The organism is Pseudarthrobacter sp. MOO14 (assembly GCF_058267675.1).
On record NZ_CM177849.1, the window covers coordinates 1147502 to 1170375 of the forward strand.

At 66.7% G+C, this 22874-nt stretch carries 23 protein-coding genes; 15 read left to right on the forward strand and 8 right to left on the reverse strand.

Annotation, left to right across the window (positions count from 1 at the left end):
* The first annotated feature begins 95 nt into the window (after window positions 1-95).
* The gene (locus tag AC4EEV_RS05300; RefSeq protein ID WP_018760481.1) at window positions 96-1121 is read left to right on the forward strand and encodes an ATP-dependent 6-phosphofructokinase; all 1026 of its coding nucleotides are present in this window, start codon (window positions 96-98) and stop codon (window positions 1119-1121) included.
* A 27-nt stretch (window positions 1122-1148) separates the two neighbouring features.
* Complete coding sequence (locus AC4EEV_RS05305) at window positions 1149-1865, forward strand: GNAT family N-acetyltransferase (protein WP_491330294.1); 717 nt, start codon at window positions 1149-1151, stop codon at window positions 1863-1865.
* Here the strand turns inward: AC4EEV_RS05305 and AC4EEV_RS05310 are convergent.
* The 6 genes from AC4EEV_RS05310 to AC4EEV_RS05335 form a co-directional block, all read right to left on the reverse strand.
* Window positions 1827-3350: a DHA2 family efflux MFS transporter permease subunit gene (locus AC4EEV_RS05310; RefSeq protein ID WP_133830333.1), complete on the reverse strand. Its 1524-nt coding sequence runs from the start codon at window positions 3348-3350 to the stop codon at window positions 1827-1829. The genes AC4EEV_RS05305 and AC4EEV_RS05310 overlap by 39 nt on opposite strands.
* 53 nt (window positions 3351-3403) lie before the next feature.
* Window positions 3404-3823 (reverse strand): ankyrin repeat domain-containing protein, encoded by a 420-nt coding sequence (locus tag AC4EEV_RS05315; protein WP_491330295.1) that lies wholly within the window; start codon window positions 3821-3823, stop codon window positions 3404-3406.
* A complete protein-coding gene (gene ygfZ, locus AC4EEV_RS05320) occupies window positions 3823-4905 on the reverse strand; it encodes a CAF17-like 4Fe-4S cluster assembly/insertion protein YgfZ (protein WP_491330296.1) in 1083 nt (360 codons plus the stop codon). Before ygfZ ends, AC4EEV_RS05315 begins: the two co-directional genes overlap by 1 nt.
* 58 nt (window positions 4906-4963) lie before the next feature.
* Window positions 4964-5698 (reverse strand): flavodoxin family protein, encoded by a 735-nt coding sequence (locus tag AC4EEV_RS05325; protein WP_491330297.1) that lies wholly within the window; start codon window positions 5696-5698, stop codon window positions 4964-4966.
* Between the two features lie 17 nt (window positions 5699-5715).
* Entirely contained in the window at window positions 5716-6324 is a 609-nt protein-coding gene (locus AC4EEV_RS05330) for a nitrobindin family protein (protein WP_018760487.1), read from the reverse strand.
* A gap of 171 nt (window positions 6325-6495) precedes the next feature.
* Window positions 6496-7263, reverse strand: coding sequence for a hypothetical protein (locus AC4EEV_RS05335; RefSeq protein WP_018760489.1), 768 nt, complete (start codon window positions 7261-7263; stop codon window positions 6496-6498).
* 340 nt (window positions 7264-7603) lie between these two features.
* On the opposite strand from AC4EEV_RS05335, the gene AC4EEV_RS05340 reads away from it, so the two are divergent.
* From AC4EEV_RS05340 to AC4EEV_RS05400, 13 genes are all read left to right on the forward strand, one after another.
* Window positions 7604-8302, forward strand: a complete 699-nt coding sequence (locus AC4EEV_RS05340; protein WP_018769102.1) for a winged helix-turn-helix transcriptional regulator — start codon at window positions 7604-7606, stop codon at window positions 8300-8302.
* Window positions 8303-8335: 33 nt separating this feature from the next.
* Window positions 8336-9304, forward strand: a complete 969-nt coding sequence (gene mshD / locus AC4EEV_RS05345; protein ID WP_491330298.1) for a mycothiol synthase — start codon at window positions 8336-8338, stop codon at window positions 9302-9304.
* A 132-nt stretch (window positions 9305-9436) separates the two neighbouring features.
* Complete coding sequence (locus AC4EEV_RS05350; protein WP_018760491.1) at window positions 9437-11686, forward strand: RNA degradosome polyphosphate kinase; 2250 nt, start codon at window positions 9437-9439, stop codon at window positions 11684-11686.
* An 8-nt stretch (window positions 11687-11694) separates the two neighbouring features.
* The gene (locus tag AC4EEV_RS05355) at window positions 11695-12663 is read left to right on the forward strand and encodes an NUDIX hydrolase (RefSeq protein WP_026264307.1); all 969 of its coding nucleotides are present in this window, start codon (window positions 11695-11697) and stop codon (window positions 12661-12663) included.
* A 72-nt stretch (window positions 12664-12735) separates the two neighbouring features.
* Window positions 12736-14352, forward strand: a complete 1617-nt coding sequence (locus AC4EEV_RS05360; protein WP_491330299.1) for a hypothetical protein — start codon at window positions 12736-12738, stop codon at window positions 14350-14352.
* Window positions 14349-15152: a thymidylate synthase gene (locus AC4EEV_RS05365; protein WP_491330300.1), complete on the forward strand. Its 804-nt coding sequence runs from the start codon at window positions 14349-14351 to the stop codon at window positions 15150-15152. The genes AC4EEV_RS05360 and AC4EEV_RS05365 overlap by 4 nt, the downstream gene beginning before the upstream one ends.
* Window positions 15149-15733: a dihydrofolate reductase gene (locus AC4EEV_RS05370; RefSeq protein WP_491330301.1), complete on the forward strand. Its 585-nt coding sequence runs from the start codon at window positions 15149-15151 to the stop codon at window positions 15731-15733. The genes AC4EEV_RS05365 and AC4EEV_RS05370 overlap by 4 nt, the downstream gene beginning before the upstream one ends.
* A 4-nt stretch (window positions 15734-15737) precedes the next feature.
* A complete protein-coding gene (locus AC4EEV_RS05375) occupies window positions 15738-15956 on the forward strand; it encodes an NF038396 family protein (protein WP_018760496.1) in 219 nt (72 codons plus the stop codon).
* Window positions 15957-16069: 113 nt separating this feature from the next.
* A complete protein-coding gene (locus tag AC4EEV_RS05380; RefSeq protein WP_133830338.1) occupies window positions 16070-17047 on the forward strand; it encodes a hypothetical protein in 978 nt (325 codons plus the stop codon).
* Window positions 17048-17070: 23 nt separating this feature from the next.
* Window positions 17071-17715, forward strand: a complete 645-nt coding sequence (locus AC4EEV_RS05385) for a hypothetical protein (RefSeq protein ID WP_133830339.1) — start codon at window positions 17071-17073, stop codon at window positions 17713-17715.
* A 2-nt stretch (window positions 17716-17717) separates the two neighbouring features.
* Window positions 17718-18134, forward strand: coding sequence for a hypothetical protein (locus tag AC4EEV_RS05390; protein ID WP_018760499.1), 417 nt, complete (start codon window positions 17718-17720; stop codon window positions 18132-18134).
* Window positions 18135-18237: 103 nt separating this feature from the next.
* On the forward strand, window positions 18238-19380 hold the full coding sequence (gene asd, locus AC4EEV_RS05395; RefSeq protein ID WP_491330302.1) for an aspartate-semialdehyde dehydrogenase: 1143 nt from the start codon (window positions 18238-18240) through the stop codon (window positions 19378-19380).
* A 30-nt stretch (window positions 19381-19410) separates the two neighbouring features.
* Window positions 19411-20571 carry a cation:proton antiporter gene (locus tag AC4EEV_RS05400; protein WP_491330303.1) on the forward strand — a complete coding sequence of 387 codons (1161 nt, stop codon included), beginning with the start codon at window positions 19411-19413 and terminating at the stop codon, window positions 20569-20571.
* On the opposite strand, the gene AC4EEV_RS05405 is transcribed toward AC4EEV_RS05400, so the two are convergent.
* Both AC4EEV_RS05405 and AC4EEV_RS05410 read right to left on the reverse strand, forming a co-directional pair.
* A complete protein-coding gene (locus AC4EEV_RS05405; protein ID WP_491330304.1) occupies window positions 20568-21668 on the reverse strand; it encodes a winged helix DNA-binding domain-containing protein in 1101 nt (366 codons plus the stop codon). The two genes, AC4EEV_RS05400 and AC4EEV_RS05405, sit on opposite strands and share 4 nt — an antisense overlap.
* Window positions 21669-21717: 49 nt before the next feature.
* Window positions 21718-22785, reverse strand: coding sequence for a UDP-N-acetylmuramate dehydrogenase (locus AC4EEV_RS05410; RefSeq protein WP_018760503.1), 1068 nt, complete (start codon window positions 22783-22785; stop codon window positions 21718-21720).
* Window positions 22786-22874 lie beyond the last annotated feature (89 nt).

Here is a 22874-nt window from a genome sequence, read left to right on the forward strand (position 1 = left end):
CGGTTTGTGTCGTACCCCACACACCCCACTACACTTCTAGGTGAGCTCAGCGTGGCGCTCTGCCTGTAAACCTTCTCCCAGGATTTGAGCTGAACATGAAAATTGGAATCCTTACCAGTGGTGGCGACTGCCCCGGCTTGAACGCCGTGATCCGCGGCGCCGTGCTGAAGGGCATCGCCATCCACGGCCACGAATTCGTCGGATTCCTCGATGGCTGGCGCGGCGTGGTGGAGGGCGACATCATCGACATCCCCCGCACCATGGTCCGCGGCATCGCGAAACAGGGTGGCACCATCCTGGGCACCTCCCGCACCAACCCGTTCGAAAACGGCGGCGGCCCCGAGGCCATCAAGGCCCACATGGACCGGCTGGGCATTGACGCCATCATCGCGATCGGCGGTGAGGGAACGCTCGCCGCCGCCAAGCGCCTGACCGACGCCGGGCTGAAGATTGTCGGTGTCCCCAAGACAGTGGACAACGACCTCGACGCCACCGACTACACCTTCGGCTTCGATACCGCCGTCCAGATCGCCACCGAAGCGATTGACCGGCTCCGCACCACCGGCGAGTCCCACCACCGCTGCATGATCGCCGAAGTCATGGGCCGGCACGTGGGCTGGATCGCCCTGCACGCCGGCATGGCCGCGGGTGCGCACGCCATCCTCATCCCGGAGCAGAAAGTCAGCATCGAGCAGATCACCGAGTGGGTCAATGAAGCCCACGCCCGCGGCCGCGCGCCGCTGGTGGTGGTGGCTGAGGGCTTTGTCCCGGAGCACATGGAGAGCCCGCACTCCGAGCGCGGCCTGGACACGTTCGGCCGGCCCCGGCTGGGCGGCATCGCCGACCAGCTCGCGCCCGAGCTGGAGGCCCGGACCGGCATCGAAACCCGGGCAACCATCCTGGGCCACATCCAGCGCGGCGGCGTACCGTCCGCCTTCGACCGCGTCCTGGCCACCCGGCTGGGCATGGCCGCCATCGATTCCGTGGTGGAGGGGTACTGGGGCACCATGGTGGCGCTGAAGGGAACCGATATCCACCACGTCGCGTTCCAGGAAGCCCTCGGCCAGTTGAAGACCGTTCCGCAGAACCGGTACGACGAAGCGGCTGTCCTGTTCGGATAAGCCGCAAGGCCCCCCTAGGCTGGGACCATGACACTCGACCCCGGCTCTGCTGCCATCATCCAGTTGGCGTGGGCACGCCGGCTGGGCCTTGACGACGACGCGTTCGGGACCGGACTCGCCTCGGCCGAACGGATTGTGCGGGCCGACGAGTCAGTCCGGACCGTTGAGTTCGTGCGGCTTTTCGGAAGTTCGGTGCTGGTGGGGCCGCAGAGCGTGATCGACGCCGCCGCCGGCATCCCGGATGAGGAAATGGCCCAGCACGTGACCCTCCTGACCCTCACCAGGGACCGAGGCGGTCACGGCCTCGGTGCCGCGGCACTGTTCTTCGCGGACGACCTGCCCCTGCAGCAGCCCTCCGACGAGCTCACCGTGTCCCACGGCAACCCCGAGGCCATCGAGTTGGAGGGCCGCTGCCCGCCCGATGACGTCAACGAAGTTGGCCTCTCCGACCTGGAAAACCGGTACACGATCGTCCACGAGCAGGATGGCCGGCGCGTGCCCTTGGCCTGCGGGGCCTACGGCGAGTGGGAAGGCCTGCTGGCGAACATGGGGGTCTTGGTCGACCCGAAGTGGCGCCGGCGCGGCCTTGGTTCCCTGGCGGGCTCCATCGCGGCCCACGAAGCACTCGCAGCGGGACTGACGCTGCAGTGGCGCGCGGACGTCAGCAACACGGGCTGCCTGGCGTTGGCCCGGAAGCTTGGCCTTTCAGCCGGCGGAATCCAGACCAGCGTCCACCTTCGCTGACGGCTGGCCTTGGGCCGGCGCTCCCCAACCCTGGACGGGCTGCGGCTTTGCGAAGAACAACGCTACGGCTGCCCCCACCAGGATCACCCCGGCGGGAAGCAGGATGGACTGGCCCATCGCCGTCGAAAATCCGCCGTGCAGGAATTCGGGCAGCGAGCCGCCCATGGCCAGACCTTCGCCGGCGGATCCGCCGGGGCCTCCCGCAGGCAGTTCGGCCGCGAGCCGCGACTGGATGAGCACCGCGATGGCGGCACTGCCCAGGACTGCGCCGATCTGGCGGGTGGTGTTGTAAACGCCCGAACCCGCCCCGGCCTGCCGTGGCGGCAGGTTCCTGGTGGCCGTAGTGCTCAACGGGGCCCAGATGCCCGCGTTGGCGAAGCCCAGGACAGCACTGGGCAGCAGGAACATCAGGATGGGTGTGTCCGGTTGCATCAGGGCTGAGTTCCAGAGCAGCGCCACAGCCATCAGCACGAGCCCGGTGGCGGTGATGTATTTGGGGTTGACGCGGTCCACCAGCTTGCCCACGACGGGTGCGAGTCCGCCGGATATCAGGGCCATGGGCACCATCATCAGGGCGGACTGGGTGGGAGTCAGGCCCCGGACCAGCTGGTAGTAGAAGATCAGCGGCAGGCTGAAGGCGGTCACGGTGAAGCCCACCGTGGTGATCCCGATGTTGGCGAGCGAAAAATTCCGGTCCTTGAACAGCGCCAAGGGAAGCAGCGGTTCACCCTTGTTGAAGCGCTGCCACGCCACGAAGGCCGCCAGCACCACGATGCCGGCGATGATCAGGCCCCATACGCTGATGGGTCCGGTGATGGTGCCCCAGTTGTAGGTCTCGCCTTCCTGGATGCCAAAAACCAGCAGGAACAGGCCGACGGCGCTGAGCAGGACCCCGGGGATATCGAACTTGTGCGGGTGCGTGCTCAGTGCCGGCACGTTGCGCCACGCCAGGATGAACCCGACCAAGCCAACCGGGACGTTGATGAAGAAGATCCATTCCCAGCCGAGCCCGTCCACCAGGACGCCGCCGAGGATGGGCCCGACGAGGGTCGCCATACCGGCGGTTGCGCCCCAGACTGCCATCGCAGAGCCGCGGCGGTCCGGCGGGAAGATGCGGGTGATGACAGCCATGGTCTGGGGAGTCATCATGGCGGCGCCGAGGCCTTGGAGCACGCGGGCCGCGATCAGGACCCGGACGTCGCCGGACAGGCCGCACCACAGCGAGGCCAGCGTAAAGACCACCAGGCCGGAGAGGTACAGCTTCTTGGGCCCGAACCTGTCGCCGAGGCGGCCGGTGATGAGCAGCGGGACAGCGTAGGCCAGCAGGTAGGCGCTGGTCACCCAGATGACCGAGTTGATGTCCGCGTCCAGGCCTTCCATGATCCGGGGGTTGGCCACGGACACGATGGTGGTGTCGATCAGGATCATGAAGAACCCGATCACCAGGGACCACAGGGCCGGCCAGGGCTTCGCTACGTTTTCCACTCGATCATCCTTTGAAATTTTGGTATTGGTGCCGGGCGGACCCGGCGAAAGCGCTAGCCCAGCAGATCCAGGATCTCCGCGCGGGCGAACATTTGGGCCGCGGCCCGTGCCGACGGCGCTCCGGCATCCGGATCGGCTCCGGCGTCGAGCAGGACACGGGCCACGTCCGGGTAGCCCTTGAAGGCTGCCCCGGCAAGCGGGGTCTGGCCACGGTCGTTGGCAGTGTTGGCGTCGGCGCCGTGCTTAAGGAGCAACTCCACCGTATCGACGTGGCCGTGGTACGCGGCCAGCATCAGCAGGGAGTCTCCTGTGGCGTTGGTCATGGTTGCCGGCGCCCCGGCTTCAAGGTAGGCGCCAAGCAGGGCGTCGTTGCCGTCGCGGGCCGCCTGGAACAGCGAGTGCGCCAGCGCCACCGCGGCATCATTGTCCTGCGTGGCCTCCGGCGCAATACCCGGTGCGGTGTGGTCTGTCATCAGCGGGGCCCTCTCAGGAATCCGGTCTGCCGCCCAACAACCTGGCCGGCGTCCGGGGCGACAATGAGCTCCTGGACGGCCGGATACGGTTCATCGCCGTCCAGGACCGTCAGTATTTCATCCGGCGCCACGGAACGCTTTATGACCGCCAGCGCCACGGGACCCATCTCGTGGTGTTGCGCAACGGACGTCACCGTGCCCACTTTGCGTTCCCCTGCCATGACCGGGCTGCCGGCCGCGGGCAGTGTGTGCTGCGAACCGTCCAACTGCAGGAACACCAGCCGCCGCGGCGGGTGGCCAAGGTTGTGCACGCGGGCGACGGTTTCCTGTCCCTTGTAGCAGCCCTTGGCCAAGTGCACCGCGGTGCGCAGGAGGTCGAGTTCGTGCGGGATGGTCTTGTCATCGGTTTCTGCGCCGATCCTGGGGCGCCAGGCAGCGACGCGGAGGGCTTCGGCCGCGAGCACTCCGGCCAGCGGGCGTCCGGCGACTGCGGCCTCGAGTTCCTCGGCGGGGATGAGGTATTCGAACCAGGGACGCTCAAGGCCCGGGTGGTTTTCCTCGGACACAGTGGCGTATGAGTACCCGCCCGCCGAGACATGCGGCCAGGGATCCTGCCAGGCAAGGCGTCCGGCCCATTCGGGAACCGCCGTGGTGCTGCCCACCACGGCCCAATCGGCGGAGACGTCGGCGATGTCCACCCGCAGCATGAACTTCATCCGGTTCAAGTACTCGGCCAGCGGTGCAGCCTCGGCGGCCTCCACGATCAGCCAGGTGGTCCCGCCGTCGTCAACAACCCTGGCATCAAAGTCGATGCGCCCCTGGACGCTGAGCAGCAACAGTTCGCTGGACTCACCCGGCGCCAGGGCTGCCACCTGCTGGGACGAGAGGGTGTTGAGCCAGCTCAACCGGTCCGGTCCGGTGACGGTGACCACACCGCGGTGTGACAGGTCGACGACGGCGGTTCCGGCAGCGAGTGCGCGCTGCTCGCGCAACGGCTCGCCGTAGTGGGCGGCGACACCGGCGTCGGGGCCGGCGGCCTCAACGGCGCCGGGACGCGACAACAAAGGGCTGGGCGTACTCATATTGGCGGCAACGTCCTTTAGCAGCGGGGTATTCCGGGTTGTGAAGGTTCAGCCAACGCTAGCGGTATTCCGGGTTCTCAAAATCGAACCGCGTACCGGCCTCCCATTCACCGGGCAGGTTGCCGTAGGCCGGGTAGCCTCCGGCATCCTTGAGGATCCTGGCCAGGTGCAGGAGGTTCCAGGTCATGAACGTCGTGTTCCGGTTGGTGAAGTCTGTCTCCGGGCCGCCGGAGCCCTCGTCCAGGTAGCTGGGGCCGGGCCCTACCGGCCCGATCCACCCGGCGTCGGCCTGCGGCGGGATGCTGAAGCCGATGTGTTGGAGGCTGTAGAGGACGTTCATGGCGCAGTGCTTGATGCCGTCCTCGTTTCCGGTGATGAAGCAGCCGCCGACCTTCGGGTAGAACGCCCACTGGCCCTGGCTGTTGAGCTGGCCGGAGTGGGCGTAGAGGCGCTCGATCAGCTTCTTGGTCTGGGACGAGTTGTCGCCCAGCCAGATGGGGCCGGCCACCACCACGATGTCCGCTTCCTGGACGGCGGGGTAAATCTCCGGCCATTCATCGGTGGCCCAGCCGTGCTCGGTCATGTCCGGGTAGACGCCCGTGGCGATGTCGTGATCGACAGTGCGGATGAGCCTGGTGCTGACGCCCTGCTTCTCCATGATCCGGCGGCTGATGGTAATCAGCCCTTCGGTGTTGGAGGTCTGGGGTGACTTCTTCAGGGTGCCGTTGAAGAAGACGGCCTTGAGGTCGCTGTAGCTGGTGGGCTTGCCTGCGTGTTCCGTTCCGTCTTCCATGGCGGGGCCTTTCCGGGTCAGGAAACTCTTTTCAGGAATGCAGAGGCGTGGGCCTCCAGCCCTTTTCCGGCCTCTCCACCCGTTGCCACGTCCCACCGCCACAAAAGGTTCCCGTCCACCAGGCCGAAGATCCGGGTGGCGGCACTGTAGTCCTTGGAATGGCTGCCGCGCATCACCATGTCGGTGGTCAGCTGGATCTGCGGTCCCTTGATCTGGCCGTAGTACAGCTCCGTGATGCCGCCAGGGTGGGCGATGGATACGGAGATGTCGAAGCCGCCGTCCTTGTTGCGCAGCGCCTCCACCTCGTCGGCGCTTTTCAACACCGGAACGATGTCTGCCGGCACCAGCCCCGGGCCGCCGTCGGCGTCCAGCTGTTTGCGCTCCAGCGCCCAGAAGCCGGTCTCGACGGTGAGCGGCCGCAGCCGCGTGCCGTCGTCGTCGGTCAACCAGCTTTCGGCGCGGTACTGGAGGTACGGCAGCCCGTTGTGGGTGAAGGACACGTGCTGCAGGAAATGCTCGGAATCCTCGTCACCGCTGCCCAGCCGGCCGCGTCCTTCCCACTCACCTATGAGCCAGGATAGGGGGACGAGTTCGGGAGTCAGGTCTGTGGGAATCTCAATGGGCACTGTCTATTACCTCGAGATACGGCGGTGGGAAAGGATGTGGCTACTTCTGGCCTTTGAAGAGGCGGTAGACCACGAAACCGGCAAACCAGGCCATGGAAACGCTCGCGATACCGAGCAGGACGAGGAAGAAGATTTCAAATGCAAGTACGGACATGGTGCAATCCTAACCCGTTAGTAGATGAGTAGTTTGTCTATGAAGTACGCCAGGGATCCTACGGCTGAGACCGGGGCCAGGCCCATGCTCAAGGCTGCCGGCATATTCAACGGTGCGCCGCGCAGTGTCGCGAGCCTGCGGAAGCTGGCCAGGACCGCACCGACGATGACGCCGAAGACGGCCGCGGGCAGGACAGCAATGTCCGACAGGACCAGGCCGGCGAGCGGACCGGCCAGGCCGGCCAGCACAACGCCCAGGGGCGCGACGATGCTGTCCGGCCATTGGATGAGCCCGGCAAGGAGCGCTACGGCGGCGCTGATCGCGGCCACCAGGAGCATTTCGCGGACGCCGTTGAACCGGGCGCCGGCTATCCAGCCGGCGCCGAGGCAGGACAGGAGGACACCGACACAGCACCCGAGGGTGGATTCCAGCCGTTGCGCCTGGCCGGTGCCGCGGATGAGCTGCACCACGAAGACGGCCATCATGCCCAGGGCGACGAAGGCGGGCGTCCAGTCGAGGTAGCCGGGGGGCGGGGCCACGGAGGCGCAGACCGCGGCGGCGGCTCCCGGCAGGGCGATCACGGCGGCCAGGGTCTTCTTCGCCGGAATGCGGAGGAAGTGCGGCCACCCGATGCCCACGGCTGCGGCGATCAGGATGCCGACGGCGGCCAGGGCTTCCGGGGAGGAATAGACGCCGGCGATGATGGCAATGAGCCCGGCGATCCCGACGACCCCGATGGTCCAGGAGCCAAGTGACCGCACAGGTGACTGCAGTTCCGCCGTCATCCGGGGCCCGGCCTGTGCTTTGTCGGTGCACTCACTGCGCTGATTTCCCATCCTGGCGTCGGCTGGAAGGCTGGTCCGCCCCCTCGTGGCAGGGCTGGTCCGCCCTGCTCCAATCCTGCCCTATATGAACCGCTTATGTCGCAAAACGTACCTGTCCAGGGCCCCAATCTGTGGCTTGGAAGGGGGTGCCGGGTATACTCAAGGTTCAGCTACGCTCCCTGCTGAGGTGGCTGGCCGGCGGCGCGCTGACGGTCCACAAACCTCCCGCAGGAAGCCCGTACCGGCCGGTGAGAATCCGGTTCAGTCGCCCAAAGATGCGCGGACGGCCCTTGGAGGAACAATGTCGCACATCCTGTTACTGACGAACAGCACCGGTTCTTCGGTGGACATCCTGCCTGCCCTTGAGCTGCTGAACCACCGGGTCCATATCCTGCCCGCGGAACCCACTGCCCTGCTGGAGACTGACCCGTGCGACATCGTCCTGCTGGATGCGCGCAAAGACCTCGTGGGTGCCCGTTCCCTCACCCAGCTGCTGAAGGCCACCGGACTGAGCGCCCCCCTTGTCCTGATCCTCACCGAGGGCGGCATGGCGGCGGTTTCCTCGGCGTGGGCCGTTGACGACATCGTCCTCGATTCTGCCGGACCCGCCGAGGTGGAAGCCCGCATCCGGCTGTCCGTGGCGCGGGCCGTCCCGGAACAGGAGGACGCGCCCAGCGAGATCCGGGCGGCCGGTGTGATCATCGACGAAGCAAGCTACACGGCACGCGTCAACGGCGCACCGCTGAACCTGACCTTCAAGGAGTTCGAGCTCCTGAAGTACCTGGCGCAGCATCCCGGCCGCGTCTTCACCCGCCAGCAGCTGCTCACGGAAGTCTGGGGCTACGACTACTACGGCGGCACCCGCACCGTCGATGTCCACGTCCGCCGGCTTCGCGCCAAGCTTGGCGCGGACCACGAGAACCTGATCAGCACGGTCAGGAACGTGGGCTACCGCCTCACCCTGGTCAGGCAGCAGGAAGACGAACTTACCGAAGCCTGAGCCCTGCACGCCTTCGCCGTATAGCCTTGGCTCATGACTCCAGCGCATCCGCAGAAGTGGCCCGTCCATGTTGTCCGGGGCGGCGTTGACCAGCAGCTCCTGAAAGACTGCCGCGACCTCCTTGCGGCGGCCGAGGAATCGGACGGCAATCCCTCGATCTCCGAACAGACCCTGGTGACCATGCGCGCCGGCGACTCGCCGGACCACACCCTGCTGACGCTGGCCCTGTACGCGCCGGACGAGGACTCCGACCCCGCCACCGGCCAGGACCTGGCCGGGTTCGCCGTGGTGGTGGACGAGCCGGACGGCAACGGTGTCCTGGAGATCGCCGTGCACCCCTCCTACCGCAACCAGGGCGTGGCGGACCGGCTGGTGGGCGCGCTCAAGGAGGTGCGGGGCTTCGACGGGCTGAAAGCCTGGTCCCATGGAAACCATGAAGCAGCCGCGGACCTCGCGGCCCGGTACGGCTACGCGCCGGTGCGCGAATTGTGGAAGATGCGGATGACGACGGCCGGCGCCGAGCTGCCCGACGCCGGACTGCCGGACGGTGTGGCCATCCGCGCCTTCGTGCCCGGCAAGGATGAGGAGGCCTGGCTGGCAGCGAACCGGGCGGCTTTCGCACACCACCCCGAGCAAGGAAACCTGACCCGTGCGGACCTGGACGCCCGGATGGCGGAGGACTGGTTCGATCCGGCCGGGTTCTTCCTGGCCGAGGACCGTGAAGGGCGTTTGCTCGGCTACCACTGGACCAAGGTCCACCCGCGTCACGGAGAGCATCCGGCCATCGGCGAGGTGTACGTGGTTGGTGTTGCGCCGGAGGCGCAGGGCCTGGGCCTGGGCAAGGCCCTGACGATCGCCGGCATCAAGCACCTGCGCGACTCCGGCCTCAGCGGGGTCATGCTGTACGTGGATGCGGACAATACTGCGGCAGTTGCGCTGTACCGGCGGCTGGGGTTCACCCGTTGGGACATGGACGTCATGTATGGCCCGGCTGCAGGCTAGGTTACGGGCCCCGGGACAAAGCCCGGCGGTGCGTTAAACAGGGCCGTGGGGCCGGTGAATGCTTGTAAGGTTGGAATGGAGCCGCGCGGGGCGGAAGCGCCGGCACCACAGCGCCAGCCATAAGGAGAAGCCATGAACCCGGAACCCTCCGGAACAGCCACGTCCCAGGATGTTGCGTTGCCTGCCCGGGCGCGCTTCGGCTCCTCCGAGGTCCCTGCGGCACGGGCCACCCAGGACCGCATCGACATCCCGGAATTCGCGCCCAACCTGCAGCCTGAGGGCGACATCCGGCCGGACCGATTCCTGGACCGCGAACTGAGCTGGCTCGCATTCAATTCCAGGGTGCTGGAGCTGGCCGAAGACCCCACCCTTCACCTCCTTGAACGCGTCAGCTTCCTGTCCATCTTCGCCTCCAACCTGGACGAATTTTTCATGGTCCGCGTGGCCGGCCTCAAGCGGCGCATCGCCACCGGCCTCGCCGTTCCGTCGCCCGCCGGACTCAGCCCGGTGGAGGTGCTGGAGCGGATCAGCGACGAAGCCCACCGGCTGCAGGAGCGGCACGCCCAGGTCTTCGCCGACCAGATCCGCCCGGCACTGGCGTACGAGCACATCCACGTCATGCAGTGGGGCGAACTGGACGACGCCGCCCAGCAGCAACTCAGCGTGATGTTTGCCGAGAAGGTCTTCCCCATCCTCACGCCGCTGGCAGTGGACCCGGCGCACCCGTTCCCGTACATCTCCGGGCTGTCACTGAACCTTGCCGTCGTGGTCCGGAACCCGGTCAGCGACAAGGAGCTCTTCGCCCGCGTCAAAGTGCCTGACCAGCTTCCCCGCCTGATTTCCATCGACGGTCCGCGGGCCGGTGCGGTTCCCGGGCGGGTGGCACGGTTCATCGCCCTTGAGGAAGTCATTGCCGTCCACCTGGACAAGCTGTTCCCCGGCATGGAAGTGCTGGAGCACCACACCTTCCGCGTTACCCGCAACGAGGACGTGGAGGTGGAGGAGGACGACGCCGAGAACCTCCTGCAGGCGCTGGAGAAGGAACTGCTGCGCCGCCGCTTCGGCCCTCCGGTGCGGCTTGAGGTGACCACGGACATCAACCCAAACATCCGTGCACTCCTGATCCGCGAACTGGGGGTGGAGGAATCCGAGGTGTATTCCGTCCCCGCGCCGCTGGACATGCGTGGCCTGTCAGTCATTGCCGGAATCGACCGCGCCGACCTGCACTACCCCAAGCACATGCCGCACACGTCGCGGTACCTTAACGAGTCCGAAACCTCCAAGGCCGCCAACGTCTTTGCTGCCATGCGGCGCCGGGACATCCTGCTGCACCACCCGTACGATTCCTTCTCCACCTCGGTGCAGGCGTTCCTGGAGCAGGCGGCGTCGGATCCAAAGGTCCAGGCGATCAAACAGACCCTCTACCGCACGTCCGGGGACTCCCCCATTGTCGATGCCCTGATCGACGCCGCGGAGGCAGGCAAGCAGGTCCTGGCCCTGGTGGAAATCAAGGCACGCTTCGATGAGCAGGCCAACATTTCCTGGGCCCGGAAGCTGGAGCAGGCAGGTGTCCATGTGGTGTACGGCATCGTCGGCCTGAAGACGCACTGCAAGCTTTCGCTGGTGGTGCGCCAGGAGGTTGACGGGCTGCGCCGCTACTGCCACATCGGCACCGGCAACTACCACCCCCGGACCGCCCGGTACTACGAGGACCTGGGCCTCCTGACCGCGAACGACCAGGTGGGCGAGGACCTTTCCAAGCTGTTCAACCAGCTCTCCGGCTACGCCCCCAAGTCCACCTTCAAGCGTCTGCTCGTAGCGCCCCGGTCCGTCCGCTCGGGACTCATCGACCGGATCGAGACGGAGATCCGCAATGCGCGCGCGGGCGTTCCCGGCCTGGTGCAGATCAAGGTGAACTCGATGGTGGACGAGGCCATCATCGATTCGCTGTACCGTGCTTCGCAGGCCGGCGTAAAAGTGGACGTCATCGTCCGCGGCATCTGCTCGCTGCGCCCGGGCGTCCCGGGCCTGAGCGAGAACATCACCGTGCGCTCCATCCTGGGCAGGTTCCTTGAACACTCGCGGGTCTTCGCCTTTGCCAATGGCGGCGACCCCGTGGTGTACATCGGTTCGGCGGACATGATGCACCGCAACCTGGACCGCCGGGTGGAGGCACTGGTCCAGTTGAGCAGTGCGGACGACATCACCTATGTCCTTGACCTCCTGCAGCGCTACATGGACCCGGAAACGTCCAGCTGGCACTTGGACAACGAGGGCCGCTGGACCCGGCACCACCTTTCCGACGACGGCAAGCCGCTTGAGGATGTCCAGTCCTGGTTGCTGGCGTCCCGGCCGCGGCAGCGCAGCCTGAGCCGGCGCTAGGCAGCGCATTGTCGAGCGATGCACTCGTAGCCGACCAGACTGACCACCCGGGGGAACCCGTAGCCGTGACGGCTGCGGGTGCCATCCCGTGGCGGGTCAACAAAGACCGGCTGGAAGTCCTGTTGATCCACCGGCCGCGCTATGACGACTGGTCATGGCCCAAGGGAAAGATCGACGACGGCGAAACGGTCCCGGAATGCGCTGTCCGGGAGGTGCGCGAGGAGATCGGCCTCGACGCGCCGCTGGGAATTCCCTTGCCGCCCATCCACTACCACGTCGCCTCCGGCCTCAAGAAGGTCCACTACTGGGCGGTCAAGGTCAACGGAAATGGGCTTGTTCCGGACGGCAAGGAGGTGGACAGCGTGATGTGGTGCGGCCCCGACAAGGCAGCCCGCCTGCTGTCCAACCCGTCCGACGTCGTCCCTTTGGAGTACCTGCGGGACGCGCATGGCCGCGGCAGCCTGGACACGTGGCCCCTGGTGGTACTCCGCCACGCCAAGGCCAAACCCCGTTCGTCCTGGAGCAAGGCCGAGGGCGAGCGGCCGCTGGCTGCCACCGGGACCCGGCAGGCGCAGGCCGTGGGCAGGCTCCTGCAGGCATGGAAGCCGATGCGGGTGGTCACCAGCCCGTGGCTGCGCTGCGTTGCCACCGTTGCTCCGTACGCACGGGCCACCGGGGCAAAGGTGAAGCTCGCCGAAGGCCTCACCGAGCACAGGCACCAGCGGAGCCCGCGCAAAACGGCGGCCGTCATCGAATCGCTCTTCGACAAGCAGCGGCCGGTGGTTGCCTGCACCCACCGGCCGGCCCTGCCGACAGTCCTCAAGCAGCTTGCCGGCCACATGCCTTCGCACCTGGCGAAATTGTTGCCCGCGGACGAGCCCTTCCTCTCCCCCGGCGAGCTGGTGGTGTGCCATGTAACCCATGGCGGGAAGAAGCGGATCGTGGCTGTGGAACAGTTCAAGCCGTTCGACGATTAACCGGGCACCGGCTTGACCGAGGGCTCCAGTCCGTCTTGACTGGGGGACCACGCACTGTTCTGGGGGGATAACGTGCACGCTGCCACCATCGCTGTTTTCGACGACGTTCCACCGCTGGCCCTGCTGTGGCCCCTTGTCCTGGCCGGTGGAGTGTACTGGCTCCTCTCGAGGGTCATCCGGGGAGCGAGGGAGGGCAGCCCCAGGGCGTCGGCGTCGCGCCACGCCTTCCTGGCGGGGCTGGTCGGGTGGCTTGCCAGTTCCCTGGTGCCCGCCGCGAACGCAGGGATCATTCCCCTCCCCCACTCAGCGGCCATCCCGGCAGCCATCCTTCCTGCCCTTGCCTGGCCGGTCCTCGGTTGCTTGGCTGCGCATGTCCTTGGGCAACTGAGTTATCCCCGGCGGCAGTCGCCACCGGACACTCCAGGCGGACCCCGGCGGCGGATCCGTGACATCGTTCCGCGCCGCCTTGGATGGACGGTGGCGGCCATTTTCGCGGGAGCCGCCGCGCTCATCGCGTGGATGTCCGCGCTGCCGGGTTTTCCTTCCCGCGCCTACGAGTCACGGCCCGACGGCCATGGGGGTTTCACCACTTTCGGTGGGGAAGGGCGCATCCCGGGCCAGGAGCTGGCACCGTACCTGGGCGGCGCCCTGATCGTCCTGGCGGCAGGGACGTTGTTCGTCCTGGCCTTGGCCGCCCGCCGGCCGCCTCTCACCGGCCTGACTCCGAGGGAGGATCACCTGCTGCGGATAATCGCCGGCAACCGCCTCCTCCGGACGGTGGCAACTGTGGCGTCCGGGCTGGGGGCGATCGCCGGAAACCACGCAGCGCGTCCCGATCCGGCCGCCGGAACCAACAGTTGGGCCAATCCTGCCGGTGCCCTAAACCTGGTGGTCCTGGTGGTGATGTTCCTCTGGCGCCCGCCTGCCCTCCCGGGCCAACGGCCACCCCGCAAGTCCGCCCAGGTCACTGCCCGGCCCGAGACGATGCTGGCTGTATCAGTGGGACCGGCCATGGGGCTCGCGGCGTTCGTTCCCGTGCCGGTGGCTATTTTCGTCCCGTGGGCGGTGACAGGGCATGCCGCCCCGGTGGCGGCCGTGTCAGCGGCTGCGGTGCCGGCCGTTGTTTCACTCGGGGAATTGGTGATGCACCGCAATCACGGCTGGGCTGGCGCGCCCCGGCATTGGCCCCGGCAGCCCGTGCATCCCGCCTTGATGGTGGCTCTTGTGGCAGCGGCAGCTCTCCTGACGGTGGTGATCGCCTGTGTCGCGGGCCGGCAGGATGAACTCGGGGTGCAGGCCGCGTGGGAAGTGACAGTATGGGCCAGCGCAGGCACAGCGCTCCTCTCTGCCGTCCCCCTCGCGCTCGCGAGGCGCCGCCGCAGTGTTGCGCCCGGGGTTCCGGGACTCGACGCAGCCCTCCGGGCCATCACGGTATACCGTGTGGCGCGGACGCTGACAGCCTTCTTCGCTGCCCAAGCGGGGGTGCTCCTGATGAGCGCGGGGCCCACCCTTGGGCGGCCGGCGGCTTCCGGTCCAGGCCCATGGGACGCGGTGTGGCAGGGGGCATCCGGCCTCGGCGCCTTGTTGACCGCCACCGCCGTACTGATCGCAGTGGCCCCGGTCTCCGTCATTGCCCGGGGCCCCGAAGCCAGCCTTTCGTTGGGACCACCCAGTAGACTTGGGGCGTGAGCATCCCTACGCCTTATGAAGACCTCCTTCGCGATGTCCTGGCCACCGGCACCCATAAATCGGACCGCACCGGCACCGGAACCACCAGCGTTTTCGGCCGCCAGATTCGCTTTGACCTCTCCAGGAGCTTCCCGCTGATCACCACCAAGCGGGTCCACTTCAAGTCCGTGGCGGTGGAACTTCTGTGGTTCCTGCGCGGCGAGACCAACATCAAGTGGATGACGGACCAAGGCGTCACCATCTGGAACGAATGGGCCGACGAAGACGGCGACCTGGGCCCGGTGTACGGCGTGCAGTGGCGTTCCTGGCCCACCCCCGACGGCGGCCACATCGACCAGATCGCCGAACTCATCGAGAACCTGAAGTCGAACCCGGATTCCCGCCGGCACCTTGTGTCCGCCTGGAACGTCTCCGAGCTCAACGACATGGCGCTCCCGCCCTGCCATGCGTTCTTCCAGTTCTACGTGGCGAACGGCAAGCTCTCCTGCCAGCTCTACCAGCGCTCGGCTGACATGTTCCTGGGCGTGCCGTTCAACATCGCCTCCTACGCATTGCTCACCTGCATGATCGCCCAGCAGGTGGGGCTCGAACCCGGCGAGTTTGTCTGGACCGGCGGAGACGTCCACATCTACGAAAACCACATGGACCAGGTCCTCAAGCAGCTCGAACGCGAGCCCTACGAGTATCCTCAGCTGACGATCACCCGGAAGCCCGCGTCGATCTTCGACTACACGCTGGAGGACTTCGATGTGGTGGGCTACCAGCACCACCCCACCATCAAGGCGCCGATCGCGGTATGAGCACCGAAAACTTCACCGATCCGCAGTCCTTCACGGAGGAACTGGCCGCCTCCGTCACCGGCGTGGGCCTGGTCTGGGCCCAGACCTCTGACGGGGTCATCGGGATGGACGGAGACATGCCCTGGCACCTGCCGGAGGACCTCAAGCACTTCAACCGGCTGACCACCGGGCACCCGGTCATCATGGGCCGCAAGACCTGGCTGTCCTTCCCGGACAAGTACCGTCCGCTGCCGGGGCGCACCAACATCGTCATCACCCGGCAGAAAAGCTGGGCCGGCACGCCGGAGGCGGAGGGCGCCGTGGTGGTTCCCTCCCTGGATGACGCGCTCCTTGAGTCGCAGTTCGTCGACGGCGGCGAGACAGTCTGGATCCTGGGAGGCGGCGATGTTTTCCGCCAGTCCACGGACCTCGCCAACGTCGCGGTGGTCACCACCATCGATGTGAAAGCCGACGGCGACACGTTCGCCCCGGAGCTTGGCCCCAGTTGGGAGGCCACGGCCGCCGTCCCGCCGGACGGCTGGCTGACTGCCGCCAACGGCACACGCTACCGATTCACCACATGGTCACGGACCGAGGGCTAGGAACATGCTGAAGAAACCCGAAACCCTGTTCGTCCTGGGCTACATGCTGCTGCCCCTGCTGGCCTTGCTGTCCGCGATCGTGGGGCTGACCATGATCCTGGGCGGCAACAAGATCGCCGGGGCCATCGTGCTGGTGGTGGTCACTCAGGTGTTCACCTTCGGCGCGTTCTTTGCGCTGCGCGCCCGGAAAGCTGCCGTGCTGGAGCAGTCGGACCAAAGCTAGCGCTTACGGCAGCGGCATGGGGAGGCCACCCCATCGCGGGTAGCCCGGTCCTGGCCTAGGCTGGGCACGCGGCACTCTGGGGGCTGTCGAATAAAATATTGGGGGGAATCCTGGTGGCAGGAACTTTGTGGGGCGCCGACGTCGTGCAACTGCGGGCCCTTGCGCAGCAGTTCAACAAGACAGCCGACCTGTTGCAGCAGCAGTCGACGCAGCTAAGCAGCCAGATCAACAACAATCCGGCATGGAAGGGCGCTGACGCCCAGCGGTTCCGGTCTGACTGGAACAGCAGCCACCGCACGCTCCTTCAACAAACCGTCGCCCGCTTGAAGCAGGAGTCCAAAGTCCTGCTCAGGAACGCGGACGAGCAGGAGAAGGCCAGCACCGGCTCCGGCGCCGGCGGAGGACCTGGCAACGGCTCTCCCGCCGGCAACAACGGTCCCCGCCCGCCAATCCCGGGTCAGGGCAGCAATGATCCGTGGGGCCCGGGCTGGCTCACGGATCCCAACTCCCCTTTCCGCAGCGGCTGGGACATCTACAACCTCACCAAAGCGTTGCCGAACCTTCGGGCAGGACTGTTCGATCTTCCCCATTTCATTAGCAAGGCAGACAACCTCGGTGAGTTCCTGTTCTCCAGGGACTTCCAGAACGTGGCAAAAGCATTCCAGAACACGAACATGTTGAGCCAGTATTTCAACACTTCATCGGAACTGTTCGACGGCAGGTGGGATACGGCCTTGCGTCTCGCCGAAGGTGGCAAGGCGGCGGAGTTCTTCAAATTTGGTGGCAGGGCCCTGGGTGGAATCGGGGTGGGTCTTGACGTTTTGGACACCGTCAACAACGCAAAGGAGGGCGACACAGGGGCCGCCGTCTACTCTGGAATCAAGGCCGGCCTCGGAGTGGTAAGTTTCGCTCCCCCGCCTGTCGGAACGGCGGCCATGGTCGCATCCGGAGCGTTGGCCATCTATGACAATGTGCCCATAGTCAAGGAAACAGTGAATGCCATCGGCGGGTCCATCGCTGACGGTGCCAAGGAAGTCTGGGAAGGCGCTGGGGACGCCGCCGAAAAAGTCGGCGACTTCTTTGGATTCTGAGCCCACAACGAGAGGTATGGACGATGACTGAGACAGCGACGGAAGCCGCCACCATCCCTGATGCGATCGGATATGGCTTTGCCGAAATGGTTACCCTTGCAAGCCTCCAGGGCGGGGACGCTGCGGTCCTCAGCGCTGAAGCACTGAGGGTGGACGGCTATATGGACAATACGGACATGGTGAGTGCAGGCGCGTCGTCACTGGTGGCCCGAGGCTTGGCCAAAGCCGAAAATGACGGGCTCCTCTCAGTGTCAGGACCCACTGCTGCCGTGGCTGCCCTGCTCTCCTCCGCCCTCCGTCGCATTGAGATCTCGCTGCTGACGGCCGAAGGGGGCGACAGCGTGGTCTTCATGGAAAATGACGACATCCATCTGCTGTTCCAGCCCCGCTCCTACTTCACGTGGTGGGCAATGGCCCAGCGGCCGGACGTTACCGCCGCCGAAGCCAACCTCATGGTTATCAAGCAGCACCTGGACAGCAACCCGGGGGGCGGCGCCACTCTCCGCCGCCGCGAGGATCCCACCGGACAGACCCTGTACGTGAAAAATGGCGGCGACGGATCATGGACCACTGGTACCTCCACACCCAGGCAGGCAGACATCGCTGAAACCAAAGGCGTGGACGACGCCGGCCTCCTTCACCAAATCCGCGCCATCCGTCAGGACTGACTGTGACCTTCGACCGTGACCGCGAGCGGCGCAACGACGCCGTTCACGCCGAACACAAGGCCGCGCTTGCACGGGGTGAAAAGCGGGTGCTGCGCACCACCAGCACCGGCGAATTGCACAGTTACCCCGCCGACGAAATTGGGTTTTCCCCAGGCCGTGGCCACGTACAGGTCCAAACCTGGTGGGGTATGGGGATCCTGACCGGCGTCATGGTGCTCTTAACCCTCCTTTCCCTCGTTATACTGCTCAGGCCCCTGCCGGACGGCGGCCAGCCGTTCTGGGGCGCCTTGGTCCTCACTGCATTCGGCATTTTTGGAGCCTGGTATACCTTCGGCATGGCGAGGGACGAGTACCGGGCCAAGAAACTGCGGAAGGAAAGGCATGCGCCGGAACCCGGAGCAGGACCCCTCAGTGAATGAACCGCATGGCCGCACGAGGCGCCCGCCACCTTGACGGGGAGGGCCCGGCCGGCCGTGACGTAACCGACTGCGCCCGGCTGGTTCCGAAGTCTAAACTGGTCGAATGACTACAGCAGCTACCCCTTCCGTCGGCCTGGTCGGATGGCGCGGCATGGTCGGCTCCGTCCTCATGCAGCGCATGCAGGACGAGGGCGACTTCGCCAACATCAACCCGGTGTTCTTCTCCACCTCCAACGCCGGAGGTGCCGCGCCGTCGATTGCCGGAACAGCAGGAGGCAGCGCCGGCAAGCTCGAGAACGCTTTCGACGTCGACACGCTGGCCAAGCTGCCCATTATCGTCACTGCCCAGGGCGGCGACTACACCAAGCAGGTCCACGGCGAACTGCGCAGCCGCGGCTGGGACGGCCTTTGGATCGACGCCGCTTCCACCCTGCGCATGAGCGACGACTCCATCATCGTCCTGGACCCCATCAACCGCGACGTCATCGACAAGGGCCTGGTCAACGGCACCAAGGACTTCATTGGCGGCAACTGCACCGTGTCCTGCATGCTCATGGGCCTGGGCGGCCTGTTCAAGAACGGGCTGGTGGAGTGGGGCACCTCCATGACCTACCAGGCTGCCTCCGGCGGCGGAGCCCGGCACATGCGTGAATTGCTCAGCCAGTTCGGCACGCTCAACGCCGAGGTGAGCACGGAGCTGGACGACCCCGCATCGGCCATCCTGGACATCGACCGCAAGGTCCTCGCCCACCAGCGCACGGACATCGGCGCCACCCAGTTCGGCGTCCCCCTGGCCGGCTCCCTGATCCCCTGGATCGACGCGGACCTGGGCAACGGGCAGTCCAAGGAAGAGTGGAAGGCCGGGGTTGAAACCAACAAGATCCTGGGCAACTCCGACGAAAACCGGGTGATCATGGACGGGCTCTGCGTCCGTATCGGCGCCATGCGTTCCCACTCCCAGGCCCTCACCCTCAAGCTCCGCGAGGACCTGTCCGTGGCCGAGATCGAGAAGCTGCTGGACGAGGACAACCAGTGGGCCAAGGTGGTTCCCAATACCAAGGAAGCCTCCATGGCCGACCTCACCCCCGTCGCCGCCTCCGGAACCCTGGACATCCCGGTGGGCCGCATCCGCAAGATGGAAATGGGCCCGCAGTACATCAGCGCCTTCACCGTGGGCGACCAGCTCCTCTGGGGGGCCGCCGAGCCGCTGCGCCGCATGCTCAACATCGCCACCGGCAACCTGTAACAGCCGGCCCGGCCGCCGCGCAGGCAGATCATGGCATTCCTGGTCCTCGCCCTGATCACCGTGGTGGCCATGGCCGGCCCGTTGCTGGCGCTGCCTGCCAAATGGCGGGTTCCAGTGGTGGCCGGCGAGCTGTTCGCCGGCGTCGCCATTGGCCGTAGCGGGCTGAACCTGGTCGACGCCTCCGACCCCACGCTGCGGCTCCTGTCCGACGTCGGCTTTGCGCTGCTGATGTTTGTCGTCGGTACCCATGTGCCCGTCAGGGACGCCAGGATCCGGGCAGCCCTCGGCCACGGTGCGGTGCAGGCCGGGGTGGCTGCGGTCCTGGCTGCCGCCACCGGCGTTGCAGTTGCGGCGGCCTTCGGTACCGGCCATGCCCCGCTCTACGCGGTCCTGCTCGCTTCCTCCTCGGCGGCGATGCTCCTGCCGATCGTTGACTCCCTGGGCCTCAGCGGCCCTCCCGTGCTGGCCATGACGGCACAGGTGGCCATCGCCGATGTCGCCTGCATCGTGGCGCTCCCCCTTGCCCTGGACCCCGTGAACGCCGGCCGGGCCGCGGTAGGCTCCCTCGCCGTCGCGCTTTGCTCAGTGGTGCTGTTCCTGCTGCTGCGGCGCGCCGAGCAGTCAGGCGCCCGGGCCAGGCTGCATAAACTGTCGGAAAACCGGAGGTTCGCCCTGGAACTCCGGATCCAATTGGCAATCCTCTTCGCGCTGGCCGGACTGGCCGTGCTGAACAACGTATCCATCATGTTGGCCGGCTTCGCCTTCGGCCTGGTGGTGGCAGCCGTGGGTGAGCCCCGGCGCCTTGCCCACCAGTTGTTCGCGGTCAGCGACGGGTTCCTGGGCCCTGTCTTCTTTGTGTGCCTGGGCGCCTCGCTGAACCTAAGCGAGCTGGCGGTGCACCCTGGCATGATCCTGCTGGGACTGTGCCTCGGTGGCGGATCACTGCTCATTCATGTGGTCCTCCGCCTGCTGGGCGTGCCGGCCATCCTCGGCGTGCTGTCCGCTGCCCAGCTTGGTATCCCGGTGGCCGCGGCCAGCATCGGAACCCGGACGGGGGGGCTGCTGCCCGGGGAGGGCGCCGCAGTGCTGCTCGGGGCCTTGGTCACGATCGCCGCGAGTGCCTTTGCAGGGCAGCGTGCCGCCCGGCGGTGGACGCCGCCGGCAGCTGCGAAGCCGCTTCCGACAACCTAGCGGGCCAGGAACTCCAGATACTCCCGCGCGGCCTTGGCAAGCGCTCTTTGGGCTGCCGGGCCGAACGCCGCGGCTGCGTCGAACATTTCGGGAACGACGACGGCGCTCCGGCCGGTGCCCCGGACCGTCCAGGTGCCAGCCACCATTCCCGCGGCCACCAGGGTTTTCTTGAAGATGCCGTTGCCGCCCGGAACGATCAGGTCGAAGTGCTCCGGGGCCAGGACGGGCGTGCGGTCAGTGTAGCCGAGGACGAACTCGTCGAACCCGGGCAGCAGGTGCACGGAGCGGGCGCCCGGCAGGCCGGTATCGATGAGGGACGCCGTCTCGGGCGACATCCAGTATGTGGTCCCCTCCCATTCCAGCTGAGCGAGTTGCGCCCTGACCTCCATGAGCGCGGACCTCACCTCGGTCAGCGGCAGCTGCGTCCACCAGGCGAAGTCCCGGAGCGTGGCCGGGCCGTGGCTGCGGAGGTAGCGCAGCAGGAATTCCGCCAGTGCCTCCTCCCGGTCCAGGCGGCGGGACGAGGGTATCCACTGGTCGTACGCGGCGATCAGCTGCTGGTTCCCGGCCAGGGGGCCCAGCACCAGCCAGCCGTGCCGGCAGAGCGAGCCCAGGAGGTGGACGCCCCGCTGCCCTTGGGTCGGCTGGCCGCCGGCGTCGAATTCCCGGAACAATTCCGGGCGGCTGATGGGGCCATCCGCCAGGATCCGGTCAAGGGCAATGTCCCGCGCCTTCTCAACGTCCGCCCACGCAATGTCCAGCTGGCGGTGCCGGGCAGCGATGCTCCGGGTGAGCCGATCGGCCGTTAGGTCGAGCATCCAGCGCAGGTCTTCGGGCGCCACCAGATGAAGCGTTCCGCGCATAGGCCAGGACCGCACCACCGCGCCGGTGTTGATGGCGGCACGCACGTCCGTGAGTCCGGCACCAGGCATCCGCACTCCCACCGCCCACAGGGCTGCGGGCAGGTCCTGCGCCTGCAAGGCAGTCATCCACCGGACCAGTTCCGGCACCGTGCCGCTTCCGCCCGCAAGCCGTTGCGACGCGAGCCGCAGCCTGCCTATCATCCTGCGGTCGCGCAGGGCACCTCGTGCAGCCATGGCCCCATCCTAGGCCGGGGCACGGCTGCCCGGAGCTACACCCGGTCCCTTAGAGTTCCAGTCCGATAAGCAGCGGCTCGGGGTGCAGCAGGATCCCAAAACGGCGTTCGACGCCGGTGCGCACCTCCCGCGCCACGGCCACCATGTCCGCCGCGCTGGCTGAGCCGCGGTTGGTGACGGCGAGCGTGTGCTTGGTGGACAGGGAGGCGCGGCCCGCGGATACGCTTCCCGGTTCCAGCCCGAACCCCTTGCCGAACCCGGCCTGGTCAATCAGCCACGCTGCCGAGAGTTTCACCAGTCCGTCCCCTCCTGCCGGATAGCGGGGAGCCGATTCGGGCAGCGTGTCGGCCACGTCCGCCGGGACGATGGGGTTGGTGAAGAACGACCCGGTGGAATAGGTATCCCTGTCGGCGGCGTCCCACACCATCCCCTTGGAGGCGCGCAGGCGGAGCACTTCCCGGCGGACGTCATTGGCGTAAGCGCGCTTGCCCACCTCGACGCCGAGGGAGCGGGCCAGCTCGGCGTACCGGATGGGCGCGCTCATGCGGCCCAGCGGCAGCTGGAATTCAACAGTAAGGACAACGTACCGGGGGGAACCGTCAACGGTGGTCCGCTTCAGGATGGAGTCACGGTAGCCGAATTCAAGTTCGGAATTGGTAAACGTCTGCACCGCGTTCCGTTCCCGGTCCCAGGTGCGGACGGCGGCGATGGTCTGGGATACCTCGGCACCGTACGCTCCCACATTTTGGACGGGCGTGGCCCCGGTGGAGCCAGGGATACCGGACAAGGCCTCTATCCCCGACCAGGCATGGCGAACGGCGTACTCCACCAACCGGTCCCAATTGTGGCCTGCCTGCACCACGACGGCCACGCCGCCGCACGAGTCCTCCGCATTCACGGTGAAGCCCTCCGAGGCGATCTTGACCACGGTCCCGGGGTACCCGTCGTCGGACACCAAAAGGTTGGAGCCGCCGCTGATGATCAGGACCTGCTCGCCGGCGGCATCCGCCGACCTGACGGCGTCGATAATCTCGCCCTCGGTCCGGGCCTCGATGAAGGTGCCGGCGGGGCCGCCGACGGCGGACGTGGTCAGCTGGGAAAGCTTGGTGGCAGTCACCCGTCAACAATACTAGGGAACGCCCAAGGTGCCACGGCCAAGCGCCGCCGTGCAAGGAGTAACAGAATCAACAATTAACTAACAAGCTC